Source organism: Vibrio porteresiae DSM 19223 (assembly GCF_024347055.1).
In the GTDB taxonomy this organism is placed as follows: Bacteria; Pseudomonadota; Gammaproteobacteria; order Enterobacterales; family Vibrionaceae; genus Vibrio; species Vibrio porteresiae.
In genome coordinates, this window is record NZ_AP024896.1 from 427,039 (window position 1) to 443,004 (window position 15,966).

Annotated in this window: 14 protein-coding genes; 6 read left to right on the forward strand and 8 right to left on the reverse strand. The window is 44.5% G+C overall.

What is annotated here, in order from left to right; translation table 11 throughout:
- The first annotated feature begins 171 nt into the window (after positions 1-171).
- On the forward strand, positions 172-2,079 hold the full coding sequence (locus tag OCV11_RS18545) for an LTA synthase family protein (protein WP_373332845.1): 1,908 nt from the start codon (positions 172-174) through the stop codon (positions 2,077-2,079).
- Between the two features lie 38 nt (positions 2,080-2,117).
- Here OCV11_RS18545 and OCV11_RS18550 read toward each other — a convergent pair whose 3' ends face one another.
- The 4 genes from OCV11_RS18550 to OCV11_RS18565 all read right to left on the reverse strand — a co-directional run bounded on the left by OCV11_RS18550 (position 2,118) and on the right by OCV11_RS18565 (position 7,569).
- Positions 2,118-3,440: a sensor domain-containing diguanylate cyclase gene (locus OCV11_RS18550; RefSeq protein ID WP_261897510.1), complete on the reverse strand. Its 1,323-nt coding sequence runs from the start codon at positions 3,438-3,440 to the stop codon at positions 2,118-2,120.
- 114 nt (positions 3,441-3,554) lie between these two features.
- A complete protein-coding gene (locus OCV11_RS18555; RefSeq protein ID WP_261897511.1) occupies positions 3,555-5,273 on the reverse strand; it encodes an EAL domain-containing protein in 1,719 nt (572 codons plus the stop codon).
- Between the two features lie 398 nt (positions 5,274-5,671).
- Positions 5,672-6,976, reverse strand: a complete 1,305-nt coding sequence (locus tag OCV11_RS18560) for an inosine/guanosine kinase (RefSeq protein WP_261897512.1) — start codon at positions 6,974-6,976, stop codon at positions 5,672-5,674.
- A gap of 119 nt (positions 6,977-7,095) precedes the next feature.
- Positions 7,096-7,569 carry a CreA family protein gene (locus OCV11_RS18565; protein ID WP_261897956.1) on the reverse strand — a complete coding sequence of 158 codons (474 nt, stop codon included), beginning with the start codon at positions 7,567-7,569 and terminating at the stop codon, positions 7,096-7,098.
- A 339-nt stretch (positions 7,570-7,908) separates the two neighbouring features.
- Here OCV11_RS18565 and OCV11_RS18570 point away from each other — a divergent pair, with 339 nt between their 5' ends.
- The 3 genes from OCV11_RS18570 (at position 7,909) to cutA (ending at position 9,655) form a co-directional block, all read left to right on the forward strand.
- A complete protein-coding gene (locus OCV11_RS18570; RefSeq protein WP_261897513.1) occupies positions 7,909-8,439 on the forward strand; it encodes a hypothetical protein in 531 nt (176 codons plus the stop codon).
- A gap of 169 nt (positions 8,440-8,608) precedes the next feature.
- A complete protein-coding gene (locus OCV11_RS18575; protein ID WP_261897514.1) occupies positions 8,609-9,274 on the forward strand; it encodes an HAD-IA family hydrolase in 666 nt (221 codons plus the stop codon).
- Between the two features lie 54 nt (positions 9,275-9,328).
- Entirely contained in the window at positions 9,329-9,655 is a 327-nt protein-coding gene (gene cutA / locus OCV11_RS18580) for a divalent-cation tolerance protein CutA (protein WP_261897515.1), read from the forward strand.
- Positions 9,656-9,708: 53 nt separating this feature from the next.
- Here cutA and OCV11_RS18585 read toward each other — a convergent pair whose 3' ends face one another.
- Entirely contained in the window at positions 9,709-10,314 is a 606-nt protein-coding gene (locus tag OCV11_RS18585) for a DUF2238 domain-containing protein (protein ID WP_261897516.1), read from the reverse strand.
- 501 nt (positions 10,315-10,815) lie between these two features.
- Between OCV11_RS18585 and OCV11_RS18590 the strand changes: the two genes are divergently transcribed.
- On the forward strand, positions 10,816-11,460 hold the full coding sequence (locus tag OCV11_RS18590) for a DNA-J related domain-containing protein (protein WP_261897517.1): 645 nt from the start codon (positions 10,816-10,818) through the stop codon (positions 11,458-11,460).
- Positions 11,461-11,528: 68 nt separating this feature from the next.
- Here OCV11_RS18590 and OCV11_RS18595 read toward each other — a convergent pair whose 3' ends face one another.
- The 3 genes from OCV11_RS18595 to OCV11_RS18605 form a co-directional block, all read right to left on the reverse strand.
- Positions 11,529-13,178, reverse strand: a complete 1,650-nt coding sequence (locus OCV11_RS18595; protein ID WP_261897518.1) for an ABC-ATPase domain-containing protein — start codon at positions 13,176-13,178, stop codon at positions 11,529-11,531.
- 198 nt (positions 13,179-13,376) lie between these two features.
- The gene (gene fabV, locus OCV11_RS18600) at positions 13,377-14,579 is read right to left on the reverse strand and encodes an enoyl-ACP reductase FabV (RefSeq protein WP_261897519.1); all 1,203 of its coding nucleotides are present in this window, start codon (positions 14,577-14,579) and stop codon (positions 13,377-13,379) included.
- Between the two features lie 92 nt (positions 14,580-14,671).
- Entirely contained in the window at positions 14,672-15,271 is a 600-nt protein-coding gene (locus OCV11_RS18605; protein WP_261897520.1) for an arylesterase, read from the reverse strand.
- Between OCV11_RS18605 and OCV11_RS18610 the strand changes: the two genes are divergently transcribed.
- Complete coding sequence (locus tag OCV11_RS18610) at positions 15,270-15,947, forward strand: ABC transporter ATP-binding protein (RefSeq protein ID WP_261897521.1); 678 nt, start codon at positions 15,270-15,272, stop codon at positions 15,945-15,947. The two genes, OCV11_RS18605 and OCV11_RS18610, sit on opposite strands and share 2 nt — an antisense overlap.
- Positions 15,948-15,966: the final 19 nt, after the last annotated feature.

Consider the following 15,966-nt stretch of genomic DNA (forward strand, 5'->3'; position numbering starts at 1 on the left):
TGCTCAGTTAATTGATTTAGTTATGGTTACTGATGGCAATTCTCCTATAATTCGACACGTTTACAGGGAGAGTACTGGTTCGTGCCAGACACTACTTCGATTGACTTGTTGCTATACAGAGAATTGACTTTGAAACGATTGCGCTCTTTATTCGGCCCTTTGTTCCCAATAGTGGGAACCGCCATTGTGTTGCTATGTATCTTTTCTATATCCAGAATTGCTTTAGGTTTATGGCAATTTGATCGAATTTCACAAGCGGATGGTTGGCTTCGCTTACTGGTAAGTGGGTTTCGCGTCGATATCGCCTCTGTTTGCTATCTGCTTTTAGTTCCCACTTTAGTCAGCGCACTGCTATTAAGCGACCGTGGTATTGGCTATGTGGTCAAGTTCCTACTGCGAATTTGGATCACCGCTGGGTTGTGGTTGGCGGTTTATATGGAAGTCGCGACGCCAGCCTTCATCGCCGAATATGACCTACGTCCTAACCGTTTATTTATTGAGTATCTGATTTACCCTAAAGAAGTGTTCAGCATGCTTTGGGTTGGCTATAAGTTGGAGCTATTTATTGGCACCGTAGTCACCATCGCAGTGATTTGGGGTGGCTGGAAGTTCAGTGGGTATGCGACTCGCAGCCTCCACTATCCGAAATGGTATTGGCGTCCAGTAATTGCCATTGTTGCTGTGCTTGTGGGCGTGATGGGGGCGCGTTCATCGTTTGAACATCGTCCGCTTAACCCGGCGATGGTCTCTTTTGCTGCTGATCCATTGGTTAACGATTTGGTGCTTAACTCATCTTATTCAGTGATGTTCGCAGCAAAACAGATGGAGTCAGAAGCCAGCGCGTTTGACTACTATCCTACGATGCCAAAACAGGCGATCATTGACCAAGTTCGCGCCAATATGAATGTCGCAAGCAGTGACTTTGTCTCTGATAAGCAGCCTTCATTAGCTAAGCATGAAGCGAGTTACCAAGGCAAACCGAAAAACATCGTGATTTTGCTGCTGGAAAGCCATGGTGCTCAATTTGTGAAATCCCTTGGCGGTGAAGACCTTTCGCCAAATATGGATCAACTCTTCAATGACGGTTGGGCGTTTACTCGTATGTACGCATCGGGCACGCGTTCTGTGCGTGGTATTGAAGCTGTGACCACAGGATTTTCACCAACGCCAGCGCGTTCTGTGGTTAAGTTAGGTAAAAGCCAAACCAACTTTTTCACAATTGCCGATTTGCTGAAAGGTCGCGGTTATCACACCCAATTTATCTATGGTGGCGAAAGCCATTTTGACAACATGAAATCGTTCTTCCTTGGCAACGGTTTTGTGGATATGCAAGATCAGCCTACCTTCACCAATCCCGTTTTTGTAGGCTCTTGGGGCGCGTCGGACGAAGACTTATATAATAAAGCCAATCAACAGTTTACCCAGCTCCATCAACAGGGTAAGCCATTCTTCTCACTGGTATTTAGTTCATCTAACCATACGCCATTTGAATTCCCTGATGGGCGTATTGAACATGTCAACGAGCCTCGTGCAACTCGCGAAAATGCGGTTAAGTACTCTGATTACGCGTTAGGTGAGTTTATTCGCCAAGCGAAAGCATCACCTTACTGGAATGATACGGTATTTGTTGCCGTGGCTGACCACGATGCACGTACTTTTGGTAATCAGCCAATTCCAGTTGGACACTTCCACATTCCAGCGGTGATTTTTGGTGGCGGTATTGCACCTAAGTTGGATAATCGCTTAGTCAGTCAGATTGATATTGCGCCAACACTTTTGTCATTGGCTGGTATCAACAGTGTTAACCCTATGATTGGTTATGACTTAACCAAACCTGTACCAGCGAATGAGCAACGAGCCATGATGCAAAGGGATAAGAACTTTGGCTGGCTAACCGCAGACAACCAGTTAGTAGTGTTACAACCAGGGCAGGGGATTTCGACTTATCGCTATGACCCCGCAGCAGATACCATGGTCGAAGCACCTGTCGATGACGCGGTGACCTTACGTGCGCATGCGAATGCCATGTGGGGCAGTTTGGCGTTTCGTGAAAATTACTATCAAGCTCAAGCAAAATAGTGCTTAACGATAGAAGGGGTGACGTTGGTCCCCCTTTTTTATTGTATGACTAATTCATTAACCACAATAGGAGTCGAAGGATAGCAAATTTGGTTTCTTCCCCGCTGTTTCGCCTCGTACAATAAGCGGTCCGCCTGCTTGATACACTCTTGCCAAGGGCAATTAAAGTGACATAGTCCCCCAGAAATCGTTACTTGAGGAGCAGCAGTGAAATATTCCACATCACTTCTAATGCGCTGGACTATTGCTAACGCGTCCACCAAATTGGCGACGTTCAAAATCACGATAAACTCTTCACCACCAATGCGAAATGCGTAATCTGTATTTCGGATTCGACTCTTCATAATATGCGAGACATGTTTAATCACTTTATCACCGACATCGTGACCATGTTGATCGTTCACTTGCTTAAAATGGTCAATATCAAACATGCAGACCCAATAGTGTTGTGGTGCGGAGATTTGCTCAATGATTTTGGTTAGATAGTGACGGTTATACAGCCCTGAAAGGGCATCACAGTAGGTCATTTGTGTGAGTTTTATGCGGGTTTTACGCATGTGATAAACGTAAAAACTAATTCCGACTAAAGCACTGCCTAGAAATAGAATCAGATAAAAATAGGTGGGTACTAGCTCATTGTTATCAATGACGCGCAATAAAAACAGCGTCTTATGTTCTGGTAGCGTGACTTTACGATAGGCCAAACTAAAGGTTTTATACTCAAGTAAACCCGCAGCTCTTTGCGTTGCTTGCAGTTCGTACCAAGCGCGCCTATGCAATTCGACAAACTTAGTGCCTTGAGTTATTTGTGGCAACGTACTCATGATGGCATTGCTCTTTTCATCAAGCACTAACGTATTAGGTGCTTGATAACTCGCGAACTTTGAGAGATCCAGCGTGACAGAAAGATAACCAATCGGATACCTATTGCGATAAATCGGATAATTTTGCGTAGGATGGTTAGGATTCCACTGATTATAGGGTGAGGACTCATGGACGATCTGTGCCATTTTTGCCGTAGGTTTGTCGACAAGCTGGATGGAGATATTTTGAATGAGATCTTGAGATGCTAAAAACTGTTTACGTAATTCATTAAAAGGTTTTGGGTCTTTGCGATAGGACTGAGCTATTTCCGTTTGCCCTATCGAGGATAATAATCTCAATATTTTGTCGTGGATAAGGTAGGTATGTTCCATGACAAATAATTGTTTGGCAATCGCTTCTTCGCGTCCTGATTTAATGTAATTCATCGGAGTATTGACTAAAAACACAATACATAGCGCGAGAAAAAGACATTTCCACTCCAAGGATGAGGAGGAGGTTTCTGACGTGTTAGTGATATAGGGTTGATTAAGAATCATGATGAAACACTTCCTTATGTCGCATCGATTCTAGAGATATTTATTGTTGAATTGCAGAGTAACTTAATGAATCTTTTATGAAACTTATATTGTTTATCATGCCATTATCTCTGATTAAGACCCTTGGCTTGATAACGTATAGTGGCTAGCACTGGCGAGTGAAAGCGGTTTGGATAACCAATATCCCTGCAGATACGACGCGCCCATACGTTGGAACTTTTTATACATCTCGCTGTTTTCGATCCCTTCAATGACCACTGCAATCGACTTGTGCTGACACATGCGAATGATGAATTCCAAATACTCATTTAAATCATCATTCTCCATCGTTTTACATGCCATGGTGCGATCGATTTTAATTTGATTAATAGGCAGATCAAAAAAGCTATTAATCGAGCTAAAGCCAGTACCAAAGTCATCCAAAGCAAGCTGAAAGCCCATCTCACTTAAGCAACGTAACTGCTGTAACGCGTTCTTGTTACCATCTAAAATTACGGTTTCAGTCAGTTCCAAAACGATGGATTGGGTAGTAATACCTGCCTTATCAGCAATGTCTCGAATTTGCTCAGGGAAAGACCGGTCAAGTAACTGCAGCACAGAGACATTGACGTTAACTCGAGTTGTCACTTGATTGTTTAGATTGTATTGGCTAATGAATTCACACGCTTTAGCAAATACTTGGTAACCCAATTCACCAATAAGACCTTTTTTCTCTGCAACTGGAATAAATTCATCAGGATAAATTTCACCAAATTCTTGGGTTTTCCAACGCACAAGGGCTTCAAAGCTGGCAACTGCTCCTGTTTCTGATCTAACGATTGGCTGGAATTTCACATTAAGTGACCGGCGATTCAATGCTTCTTTTAAACCCCGTTCAATAAAGAAGAAACGGTCTACTTTATAACCGGTCTTGCCACTGTAGATTTCGACTTTAGATTGCTTTTGCTCTGCCGCAAATTGGCATGTTCTTGAAGCGATATTCACGATCTGCTCTGCATCAACATCGGCGTTGATATTCGGATAAACGCCGATACTCATGTGATCGCCATACAGATGCCCATCATTTCTCATTGAGCAAAGATATTTGGCATAAATATCATGGCACATCGTCATCAGTTCATCTTGGGTGAATTCGCCAGTCAAAAGGACGGCAAAATCGTCAGAGCGCACTCGATAGCACTCGGTAAGATGATTAGGAATGGCTTGAATGGCGGAAATTAAATGATGAATTAAATGTTGCGCTACTTCGACACCATACTGATTGAGATAGGAGCGAATGTCGTCGATCTGAAAATAAATTAGCGTGGTATGAATGTTCTCTTTCTGCGCTTGTTCAATATCCGACAGAAGTTTCACGCGATTGGACATACCAGAAGCGTTGTCATAAAAGGCGGCTTGGCGTAGATACGATTCCATCAACTTTTGATCAGAGACATCACGATGTCGACCAATATAGAAACCATCACAATGATTGGTTTTTGATATAACGGTGGCTTCTACCCAGACATACTGACCATTGGTTTTACGCATCCGAAATTCATTTTTACGGTGCGTATCCTGAGATTCAGCAATCAACATATGATTGTCTATTTTTTGGCGCAGTACTTCTCTATCCATCGGATGAATCAGCTGAAACCACTCATCTAAGGAAAGGGTTGTCGAATCAATACCGAATTGATTATAGAAATCAGGAGTGTAAATAGTGATCGTGCGGCTGTTGTCCATGTGAAACAACCCTTCGGAAACAATATCCAAAAATTGCACCAAACGCTGATAGTGGCTTAACTCAGCAGGTAGGTGTTGTAGATTATTTTCATCATTATTTATGGACATCTTTAACTACTTAGTTACTCATCACTATGATATTTAGATTAAATTTCTATCATCAAATTCATCAATAAAAGTAGTGTATCACAGTAAAATAGAGCAATTAATCTACTTTTATGGACCGAATCATGTCGTTTTCCCAGAATGAGGCAAACAGGGAGTGTTGTTATAGCAATAAAAATGTTAATAAAACAGCCAGCTCATGGTGCATAATTGCGAAAAGAGAGTCAATGGTCATATTTGTTGTATCGATCTCAATCAGTATAAAGTGCTGGGACTCAATTGAAAGTCTATGCTATTTGCGCGAAAGGTCTGGGTGGCCTTTTATACGTTAGTAAGATTATCATGCCATTTTATGTTAGAAATCAAATAGAAAAAGAGCAGCGATCGCTGCTCTTTTGTCTTTATCGGTCCCAATACGCTTCTTCTAAGCTATCTTCTCGTTCAGGAAGGGCTCGAGATAGTCGTGGAGAGTGCTGAGTCAGCACTTCATAGCTAACTCGGTTAGCGTAACGACATACCTGCGATAGCGACGAATAAGTTAAAAATGGGTGCTGATGTTTGGCTGAATTAGGCACGTTTTTCGAGTGGTAGCTGTTCGCTGCCATATCGTGCAGCAGTGCAGATAACGCACCATCACCAGCACCATTTGTGTTTTTAATTTTTAACGGGCCACCAAGGTAAGGACCAATATGTGAGTAAACTTTAGTTGGCTCATCACATACCTCTTTTCTCATCGCACGGCTAAATTCGTATTTGTTGAATTCAGGAATGTTACCTGGCAAGAGTGGCGATTCCGTTTCGCGCTTCGCGGCGGCGTCAACGTAACCTGCCATATACAGACCGATTGGACCTGCGGTACATAAAACAAGATCAACCCAATCGAGCGCCTTATCAGCCGCCATGAGTGGATCGGAAAGACCAGTTAACGCAAGACCTTCATCTTCATTCATTGCCAATACAGAGACGTTCTCTTTTAGGTATTCTTGCCACCACTGTGCTTGACCTTCGATCACGTATTTTGTACCGAGCGTTAATACGACAGGTACCTGATACTGTTTAGCAAGATTGACAGCACGTTGCACGGCACTTGGCATTGGATCGGTAGGTTTGCCACGCATCAAATAAGATGAGATGACTAATGCCGATGCTTTTTCAAAGATGGTCTCTGGAATGCTCTCTGGATGAAGCTGGTTCATCTGGCCTTCGTTGATCGCAAACGTGCGTTCACCGTCTTCAGAGATCAGGGTGTAGCAGCGGCCAATCGGACCATCCACAGTTTGCAGATAGTTCATGTTCACCCGTGAAGAGGTAAGGCAAAGGTAACGGTATGCATAGGAACCGACCTCGATATTTTTCGACATCACGCCTAATAACACTGATTTACTGTCGGCTAAAACAGAATAGTTGTGTAGGGTGTTACCAATGGTGTCGCCCGGATATTGGTGTGTGATGAGGTCTTTTTCAACCAACTCAGCATACAGTGCATCGGCTTTGGATTCTTCCAACACCAAAGAGTGGCCTTTACTGAGTTGATATCTTTCTAAAAACTCAGAATCGACGCGAGCTTCAATGTCCACAATTGTCTGACCGATACCAATGATGGTCGGATGAAAAAGCTCTTGCGTTTGCTGCATTTGCTTAAGCAGTGGATCACGATTTTGGGTTGGGAAATAGTGTTTAGATTTGCGTTGTCCGGGAAACTTCATGTTGGGAGTGCGAGTCAAAAATTTTCGCGGATGATATCACAAAAATTTCAGAGAAGTTGCACTTTTATTAAGGGCACGATTTAAACAATGTTAAGCCGTGCCCTTAGAAAAATCTGAGACTATTTTTTCTCACCAATGTAAGCGTTATAGGCTTTTGTGCCCCACAGTGGCACGGTCGAAAGGCTATGTTTAAAACTGCCAGATGTCTCTTTGGTGGAGTAGGAGATGTACATCAAGGTCTGGTTTTTAACATCAAAAATTCGACGAATTTTCATTGATTTAAAGAAAATGCTCTTTGACTTTTTAAAGACGATTTCGCCAGATTCTGATTTATCAATGTTAGCGATCATCTCTGGGGTGATTTCACCTGTTTGACGACAGGCAATCGATGAGTCGGAAGGATCAGATAAACTCAGATTGGCTTCGATACTGGCCACATGGCAAGTAACGCCAGGGACGTCCGGATCGGTTAACGTATTAATCTTTATATCTTTGGTGGTGAAAATTCCCAAGCTGACATCGCCCACTTCTGAATTGTCGCAACCACTAAGTAGCAGGCCAAGCAACGCAACACTAAGTGTTCTTTTTAACATCATTCTAATTCCATGATTATTGATGCCTCATCATAACAGCTGATGATGACAGAACCAAAATATCCCTGCTCTCATCAAGTCACGCGAGCCAAGGCAGTTTGAATTAGCCAAAACAGGCCCTGTCAGTGGTATTACTGTCTCTGTAACGACGACATCAGGTGATAAAGAGCTTGAGACATCCAGGGATGAACAGTATGCTCATAGCCTCTCGGGCATCCTTTGATGCTCAAACTAACTGTGAGATGCCGTTTCAATAAGAATATCAACATGCTTTTTTCACCATGTTTAGCATTTGATTTTGAGAGGGAACAGGCGTCTCTATACAAGTGAAACAAAACTATGACTCAAGTTACCCCAAATGTGTTCCAAGTAAAAAATAGCTGGCTATGGCAACAAATCGAAGTGGAGTTTCCTACTGCGGAAAGTCTGCGAGGTCGGGCTCGTTATCAAGAGCTCTTGGATGCGCAAAAGGTGGTGTCGCTGTCATTAAGTGACGATGTCACTGACGAACAGCTCGATGGTGTGTTCCTTGTCGATTTCCACCGTTTAACCGTTATGTTTGCTTTGCTGCAAGCCAAGCGTGCAACCGATGAAGTTGCACAAAATGAGTTGGTGGAGTTTTTTACTCAAATCATCTATTCAGAACCTTGTGATCTCTACCTGGGCTTTGCTGATGGTCAGCCAATTGCTGCCGCGCTTCTAACGAAGAGCGATGGTGAAGTACTGGTTTCTGATGTAGTGATGTTGCCCAATTCATTGTACAGCTCGACGCAATCTTATATTCAAGCGCTGCTGAAAAAGAGCCAAGCGGTACAGCCAAACAGTCAACTTTGGCTTGAGCAACCCAGCGGTAATCCTCTTTTGGGGTAGTTTCACCTGTTTAGGTCACGTTCTTTAGCGAGAGTCACTGCTCGATAAAGTGGTTTTAGTGACTTGGGCTGAAATTATTTACATTGCCTCATTAGCCTAACAATATTCTGTTAAGTCCATCATTTCTCCTTACTTCTTGGCGATTACACTGCTGAGAGGGGGAGACCATATGACCAAAACAAAAAAGCAGTGTGTAATTTTTGATTGTGAGGGAACGCTGGTAGATAGCGAGCGTTTGTGCTGTCAGGTGTTACAGCAATTGTTGCGCGAGATTGGTGTTATTCTCTCGCTCAATGAGGTGATGAAGCATTTTGATGGTGGTAAAAGCGCAGATATATTAAATCAGCTACTTATGGCGACTCATGTTCACGCCGATGTCGATGCGCTAGAGATAGAGTATCGACGTCGTACTGATGCCTTATTTAAAAATGAACTGCAGGCGATGCCAGGCGCTAAGGCGCTGCTGCAGCGACTCAAAGAGCAGCGCATTGATATGTGCATTGCTTCCAATGCTCCCCGTGAAAAAATCGCACAGATGCTTTCCAATGCGGGCCTCGCGGATTATTTCCAAGATCATATCTATTCTGGGTTTGATGCTAACAGTTGGAAACCCGACCCCGATCTTATTCATTATTGCGCGATGAACATGGGCTATCGCCTTGATGACTGTGTCTACATCGATGATACATTGCAGGGAGTTACCGCTGGTGTCTTAGCGGGCGTTAAAACGTTTCATCTGCAGGGCTCTGCTCGAATGCATGAGTGTGGTTATCCAGAAGTAGAGTCTCTACAGAATCTAGCGGACTTAAGCCAATTTCTCGAGTTGCCCAAATGACTTCATTAGCCAACTTCGCTAGAATAGCGTCATCCGTACCATTGGAGGTAAAAGATGAACCCCCAAGATTTTTGTATCGTTTTAACCACAACGAACAAGCAGGAAAATGCCCAGCAAATGATCCAAGTCTTGCTGGAGCAAAAGCTTGCTGCATGCATCCAAACGATGCCCATCAGTAGTCACTACGTTTGGCAGGGCGAGATCTGTCACGAAGAAGAAGTGTTACTGGTGATCAAAACTCAACTTGAGTGTTACTCCGATGTGGAGCAAACACTAACTGCTCTTCACGATTATGACGTTCCGCAAATCGTGCAGGTGCCGATCACCGAAGGTTTTCACCCGTACCTCGCTTGGATTAAGCAAAATACACAAAAAAAATAAGGTGACGGATCACCTTACTTTGATATCACTCTACTGATATTGCATGCGCCACTTTAAGCTTGGAAGCGTTTAGGATTGTGGCGACATTGCCAGCTTAATAAACTCAATGCGCACAGTGCACCGAGTGTGTCACACAGCATATCTTTCTGTGCATCCCAAATATCCCCTTGAGATCCTAAGAAGGCGATTCCATTTTCGCCACCGGCTAAGTCGGCATACCACCACTCAATGATTTCATAGCCAGCAGCGACGCTCATAATCGCAAACAGAGCGAATGCACGCGCTAACCATGGGTGAGCTAAACGTCGACGTATGATGATTTCAGCGATGGGATAGGCATAAAGACCGATAGCGAAGTGCGCGACGCGGTCAAAATTATTCCTCTCAGAACCAATCAGTTGGTTAAACCAATGAAATGGCACTTCAGCAAAGGTGTATTTGGCACCTATCGTGTGCATTGCCATCCAAATGAACATAAGACAGTAGGCAGTTTTGCTTAAGGGCACAAGAGTTGAGCCCCACCACGTGAGAGCCAAAATCAGCATCACTGGGATGATTTCAGCAATCCACACCGATTGTGAATTTGGTGCAACGGCGGAAAAAATAAATAGCACGGCGTAGCCGAGCGTAAACCAAGTGAGTTGGCGAGGTACGGTCATGTTGCATTCAGTCCTTGATGGCAGTCAGTTATAGCGCATGGCGAAATCCATTGTGAAACATGCCATGCAAAAAACATCGACTTGCGATGTTATAAGGGTTTTGCAGCGAGTGGTATAGGGTAAAAAATCGTTCTCATCCGTGTGTCACTTTGCGCAAAAATCAGTATTATTGCAATTTGTTGCAAAGATATGGATTTTTGGGGTAAGTCGCAAAACCTAGTAACTCTTTAAAAATATTAATCATTTACCCTGATCTATTATCTACCTTGTCCTATTCTTATTGCTAGAGCCATGTCATACCTTAGTTAACTGTTTGAACGAGATTCTCTTTTTTGCTTCATCTAGGGGACAAGGAAGATGGAACGACAATGATGCGCTGGGATTTGGTGTCATTGAGAAATGGACTCGGGGTCAAAATCCGATGGCGTTGCCAAGGTTGTTACTCGACAAAAGCGATCGGATAGATTTGAATAGAATGACGATATTCGCAGTGGACGCACTATGTCAGAAACTCACCACCTCACAGCGACGTTTCAGGGCTACATGGAAAACCCATTAGTATGGCCGATTTTTGAAGTTCTGAAACATCAACCTTCCGGTTGGAAAGTGCATACCTTGGCGTCTCATTTGGGTGAGATTGGTTTTATGCCAACCCTTGATGATTCGTCGGAAAAAGATCTATTTAAACGCAATTTTCTGATGATGAATGCGCTCTTTCAACTGCAAGAAACCCTTTACCCAGAAAAGTGGTTACAAGTTGAAGCCATGGACATTGTGCTTAGCCCTATGTTCCAAAGTCAGATGCATTACATTGATACCGACAATCCACTACGTGATTACTATATGCAGTGGGAAAACTACGAAGCCAACGAAGGGGAAGTGAAGCGGTTATTGAACGAGTTTTGGACTCGTTATCGCAAGTTCGTTGGTGGCGATGAGGACCATAAAAACCTGAGCCGTTTGCAGGCCCTGCGACTGTTTGAATTAGATGAAACGGCCAGTGCAGCTCAAATTCGGAAAACCTGGCGACGTTTAGCGCTGCGTTGGCATCCGGATCGAGAGAACGGAAATTCGGAAAAATTCCGTATTCTTTGCGAAGCTTGGCATGTTCTGCGTCGAGATGAATTTCAGGACATGTTCAGCTAATTGAGTAACGTCAGTTAGTCAATAACTGACGTTAGTTCAGTATGTTAGGTAAAGCCTAAGTTTAACGGTTAGGCTTTAAACTGAGCTTGGCGCATGCGGTTTAACGCCGCCATCACATCGAGTACGCGAGGTAATGCCAAATCGCCTTGATTTGGCATTGTTTTATGCCATTCTTGGCTCAGCATCGCTTGAATGGTTTCTGCTGGTTTTTTCGCCCATCCTGGATTTTGTGCTAACTGGAACCACAGCCAACCAATCGCATTCACTTCACTAGCGGACTCTAGTTGTTCAAGAGCTGATAAATCCACAGTTTCACGACCAAAACGTAAGGTATGTGCTCCTTTGGCGCTCACGCGGAATTTGCCATCAGCAAGAATCTTCTGTAAGCCACCACAATGAAATTGACGAGCAGGAATTTGTTGTAACTCGTGCTCACACTCATTATTACGCGTTGACGGATGGTGAGTGATCACTTCTTTGGCTTTGTCGGTCACATCAATGGCTTGGTAATCGTGCATTTGAATTACAGTATCTGCCACATCAAGGTAGTCACCTGACCCACCCATAACAATCAGTGTTGAGATGCCCAACATATCGCGCAGTTGACCAATACGATCGACCAGCGGGGTGATTGGCTCATCGCCCTTGCTCACAAGAGCTTGCATGCGCTCATCGCGAATCATGAAGTTGGTGGCTGAGGTATCTTCATCGATAAGCAGAGTTGTCGCGCCAGCTTCAATGGATTCTTGCAGCCAAGCCGCTTGAGATGTCGAACCAGACGCATCTTGCGTACTAAAAGAGTGCGTATCACGCCCCATTGGTAAATGGTTGATATAATTTGAAATGTCGAGGTTGTGCACACAACGGCCATCTTCAGCACGAATCTTCATCGCTTGGCGATCGGTCACACAGTATTCACGGCCATCGCCAACGATGTGGTTATAGATGCCACGTTCAACCGCGGTCAGCAGGGTGGATTTGCCATGGAAACCGCCGCCAACGACCAAAGTGATGCCACTTTTGATCCCCAAACCCGTCACAGCGCCGCGGTTAGGCGTCATTAAAGTCACTGCAAGTGACTCTGGTGCGCTGAATGCGACCGCTTCTTTCATCGGTAAATCACTGTTACCGGCAAGGCGTGGGAGAATGCTGCCATTGGCAATAAAACCAATCAGGCCATGCTCAGCAAGTTGATTGCGCAGCGCCTCTTGATCTTCAATGACCACACAGTGTTGGTCTAATGCTTCTAAGTCCAATTCGCGCGCCATAGTCGCACGACGTACGAATTTAGGCAGATGGAAGGTTAGAAGGTTAATGGCCTTTTTCGCCAGAATTTGGCGAGCTTCAGCTGGCAAATTGACACGAAAACGCAGCTCAATCCCTTCATCGGTAAAGACCACTGAGGTGGAATCGAGCACAGTTTGACCGGTTAGCGCAATTTCCACATCGTTTTCATGCAGAGCAAATTGGGCAAAACTGCGGGCGATAAAATCACGGGCAGCAATTTGGTAAGCTGCCGATTTGTCGCGCAGAAAAGCCAATCCTGAGGGTGCCCAAGCGCGAAATGCGCGTAAACGCGATGCTGGCGCGTATGGATCGGACTGGATGTGATCGATAAACAGGGTGAAGTCACCGAAGTCATATTCACCTTTGATTTGCTGATAGGCACGATAATTCTGTTTTTCGAGTTTTTTCAGTCTTGAGGTTAATTGATCCATAGTATGACAGCTCGTCTCGTCTGAGGTAAAAGGAGGGGGATTATAGAAACCGCATTCTCCAGAGTAAAGTCAGGATAGCAACTTAGCGCAGCATTCGCTGTAGATTGATGGAAATGAACACAAAAAAGCCTGATTTTTCTGTCACACTTGGTGAGGAAACATCAGGCTATTCGTATTCACAGCGTCAAAACGAAGACATTATTCGTCGTCTTGGTTTACGTATTGGCTCAGGTCAACGTCTTGTTGGTAGTTCACTGCGTCAAAGCCAAAGCCGTTAAGCTGCATAAATTCTTGCTTAAATCCAGCGTAGTCGCCAAGTTCACGGAAATTCGCTTCGTTGAGTTCGCTTAGGATGGCATTCACTTTGGCCTGAGTTTCAGGAGCCAACTCGCGGTCATCCATGCGAACTAGACGCTCGCCATCGACACGTACTTTGTCATGTCCGTAGAGTTTCTCGCGAAATAGACGTTGCATTTGACCAATGGTATTTTCATGAGTGCCTGCTTCTTTCATCACTTTATACAAAGCGATCATATAAGGGCTCAGACCCGGAATCACCATACTCGCTTTAGTCACAACGGCTTTACACACCGTAGCGTAAGCTCCGCCGTCATAGTTAGCCAGTTTCAAATTCAGCGAGTGGCTGGTTTGATGCAGGTCGATTTTCGCTTGGCCAAGTGTGCCATCAAGATAAATCGGATGAGTGATCTCTGGTCCCATGTACGAGAACGCGATGGTTTTACACCCTTGGGCGATAGAATCAACGTTGATTAAGGCATCAACCCAGTTTTCCCAATCTTCTCCGCCCATCACTTTGATCGTGCTGTGCAGCTCATCATCCGTGGCTGGTGTGAGTTGAAGATTTTGCCAGCGATCATCTTCAAGAATGATCGTCGACCCCGCTACTGTGTCACCAATCGGTTTGATAAACGAATGCCAGAAACGATCGGAATTCGCCTGACGACGTTTGCCACTGGCAATACTGTAAATGATGAGATCGACTTCGCCTTCGAAATAGGTTTCGATGGCTTCAATGACTTGATCTTTTAGTTCTTGAGAGAACACATCGCCATTGATATTTACTGCAGTTCTACCAGCGTTTTCCGCGTGCTTCTTGAAATAGTAATTGTTGTAGTAGCCAGCGCTGCCAGTTTGCGTTTCTGATGGAGCTCTTTCTAACGATACGCCAATGGTATCAGCCTGAGCGCCACCAAACGTGAGAGCGATACGCGCTGCTAGACCGTAACCAGAAGATGCGCCGAGAATCAGAACTCGTTTTGGCCCTTGAGTGATAGGCTCTGCTTTTTTAACAAACTCAATTTGCTGCAAGATAGCTTGCTCGCAACCTAATGGATGGGCGGTTTTTGCCACCACACCCTTAATAACGGGTTCTATGTGCATTAGTGTCACCATCGTGTTGAACAGAAGGGACGAGAATACCTTATATTCCGCGGGGCTTTATTGAGCTAGACCATTAAAAGTGGTGATATTTGTTATAAATATGGGAGTAATTCGTTAGCCATGTAGTTGGCGATCCATGCTTGTGCTTCTGGCTTAGGGTGTAAACCATCGGCCATAATCCACTCTGGTTTGGTGATGATTTGTTCAAGATAGAAGGGAATAAGAGGAACTTTTTCCGCTTCACTTACCTTAGCAAAAACCTCATAAAACATAGTGGTATAGCGCTTGCCATAATTGGGAGGCATACGAATTTGCATCACAAGTGCTTTTGCATTGCTGGCCTGTATTTGTTGTACAATTTGGCGTAAGTTATTGGTAATCAAGGGAGTAGGAAAACCGCGTAGCCCGTCATTTGCCCCTAACTCGACCAATACAACATCAGGGTGATGTTTTGTTAACAATCCGGGTAACCGAGCTAAACCGTTACCGGATGTGTCACCTGAGATGCTAGCGTTAACAACCGTAACATTTTTTCCTTTTTCACTCAGTTCATGACTGAGTAAACTGGCCCAAGCCTGCTCGATTGGCATTTGGTAACCTGCGCTAAGGCTATCTCCGAGAATCATTAATGTTTGACTCGTAGCGCTGGTGGAACACAGCAACAGTAACAGCAAGGAAAGTCTTCGAATCATGCAATCATCCATTATTTCTGCGACATCGTTAACTCAAGTAGTCTCCACCAAACAAGAGCAATTAACAATCCTAAAAAATGTTAGTTTACAAATTCATGCCGAAGAGACGGTGGCTATTGTTGGGACATCTGGCGCGGGCAAATCCACTTTAATGACCTTGTTGGCTGGACTTGAACAGCCCACGCAAGGGGAAGTTCATCTACTAGGACAGGGGCTTAGCACCTTAAATGACGAGGAAAGAGCAGCGCTAAGAGCCAACTCTATCGGATTTGTGTTCCAGAGCTTTTTGTTGATCCCAAGTTTAACCGCCCTTGAAAATGTTACCTTACCTTGCTTGCTCAAAGGCGAAAAGGAAAACACTGAACGAGCCAAGGCGCTGCTTGAGCAAGTGGGACTGGGTCATCGCTTACATCACTCTCCAGCACAATTATCTGGTGGTGAGCAGCAGCGTGTGGCTTTGGCACGAGCTTTCATGATTCAACCACAAATTCTGTTTGCCGATGAACCAACGGGTAATCTCGATCAAGCAACTGCGCAAACCGTAATCGACTTACTGTTTAAGCTCAATAAGGATAACGGCACAACCTTGGTTTTGGTGACTCACGATCCAGAACTCGCCGCTCGTTGTCAGCGATGCTTTTACATGCATGCCGGCGAACTGGAGGAGCGAGTATGAGTCATCCTAATCAGCCGCA

What these genes read in the sequence shown, in the direction of transcription:
- OCV11_RS18550 (WP_261897510.1), bottom strand. Translation starts at nt 3,440, where the DNA reads ATGATTCTTAATCAACCCTATATCACTAACACGTCAGAAACCTCCTCC.
- OCV11_RS18555 (WP_261897511.1), bottom strand. Translation starts at nt 5,273, where the DNA reads ATGTCCATAAATAATGATGAAAATAATCTACAACACCTACCTGCTGAG.
- OCV11_RS18560 (WP_261897512.1), bottom strand. Translation starts at nt 6,976, where the DNA reads ATGAAGTTTCCCGGACAACGCAAATCTAAACACTATTTCCCAACCCAA.
- OCV11_RS18565 (WP_261897956.1), bottom strand. Translation starts at nt 7,569, where the DNA reads ATGTTAAAAAGAACACTTAGTGTTGCGTTGCTTGGCCTGCTACTTAGT.
- OCV11_RS18570 (WP_261897513.1), top strand. Translation starts at nt 7,909, where the DNA reads ATGACTCAAGTTACCCCAAATGTGTTCCAAGTAAAAAATAGCTGGCTA.
- OCV11_RS18575 (WP_261897514.1), top strand. Translation starts at nt 8,609, where the DNA reads ATGACCAAAACAAAAAAGCAGTGTGTAATTTTTGATTGTGAGGGAACG.
- cutA (WP_261897515.1), top strand. Translation starts at nt 9,329, where the DNA reads ATGAACCCCCAAGATTTTTGTATCGTTTTAACCACAACGAACAAGCAG.
- OCV11_RS18585 (WP_261897516.1), bottom strand. Translation starts at nt 10,314, where the DNA reads ATGACCGTACCTCGCCAACTCACTTGGTTTACGCTCGGCTACGCCGTG.
- OCV11_RS18590 (WP_261897517.1), top strand. Translation starts at nt 10,816, where the DNA reads ATGTCAGAAACTCACCACCTCACAGCGACGTTTCAGGGCTACATGGAA.
- OCV11_RS18595 (WP_261897518.1), bottom strand. Translation starts at nt 13,178, where the DNA reads ATGGATCAATTAACCTCAAGACTGAAAAAACTCGAAAAACAGAATTAT.
- fabV (WP_261897519.1), bottom strand. Translation starts at nt 14,579, where the DNA reads ATGCACATAGAACCCGTTATTAAGGGTGTGGTGGCAAAAACCGCCCAT.
- OCV11_RS18610 (WP_261897521.1), top strand. Translation starts at nt 15,270, where the DNA reads ATGCAATCATCCATTATTTCTGCGACATCGTTAACTCAAGTAGTCTCC.
- OCV11_RS18605 (WP_261897520.1), bottom strand. Translation starts at nt 15,271, where the DNA reads ATGATTCGAAGACTTTCCTTGCTGTTACTGTTGCTGTGTTCCACCAGC.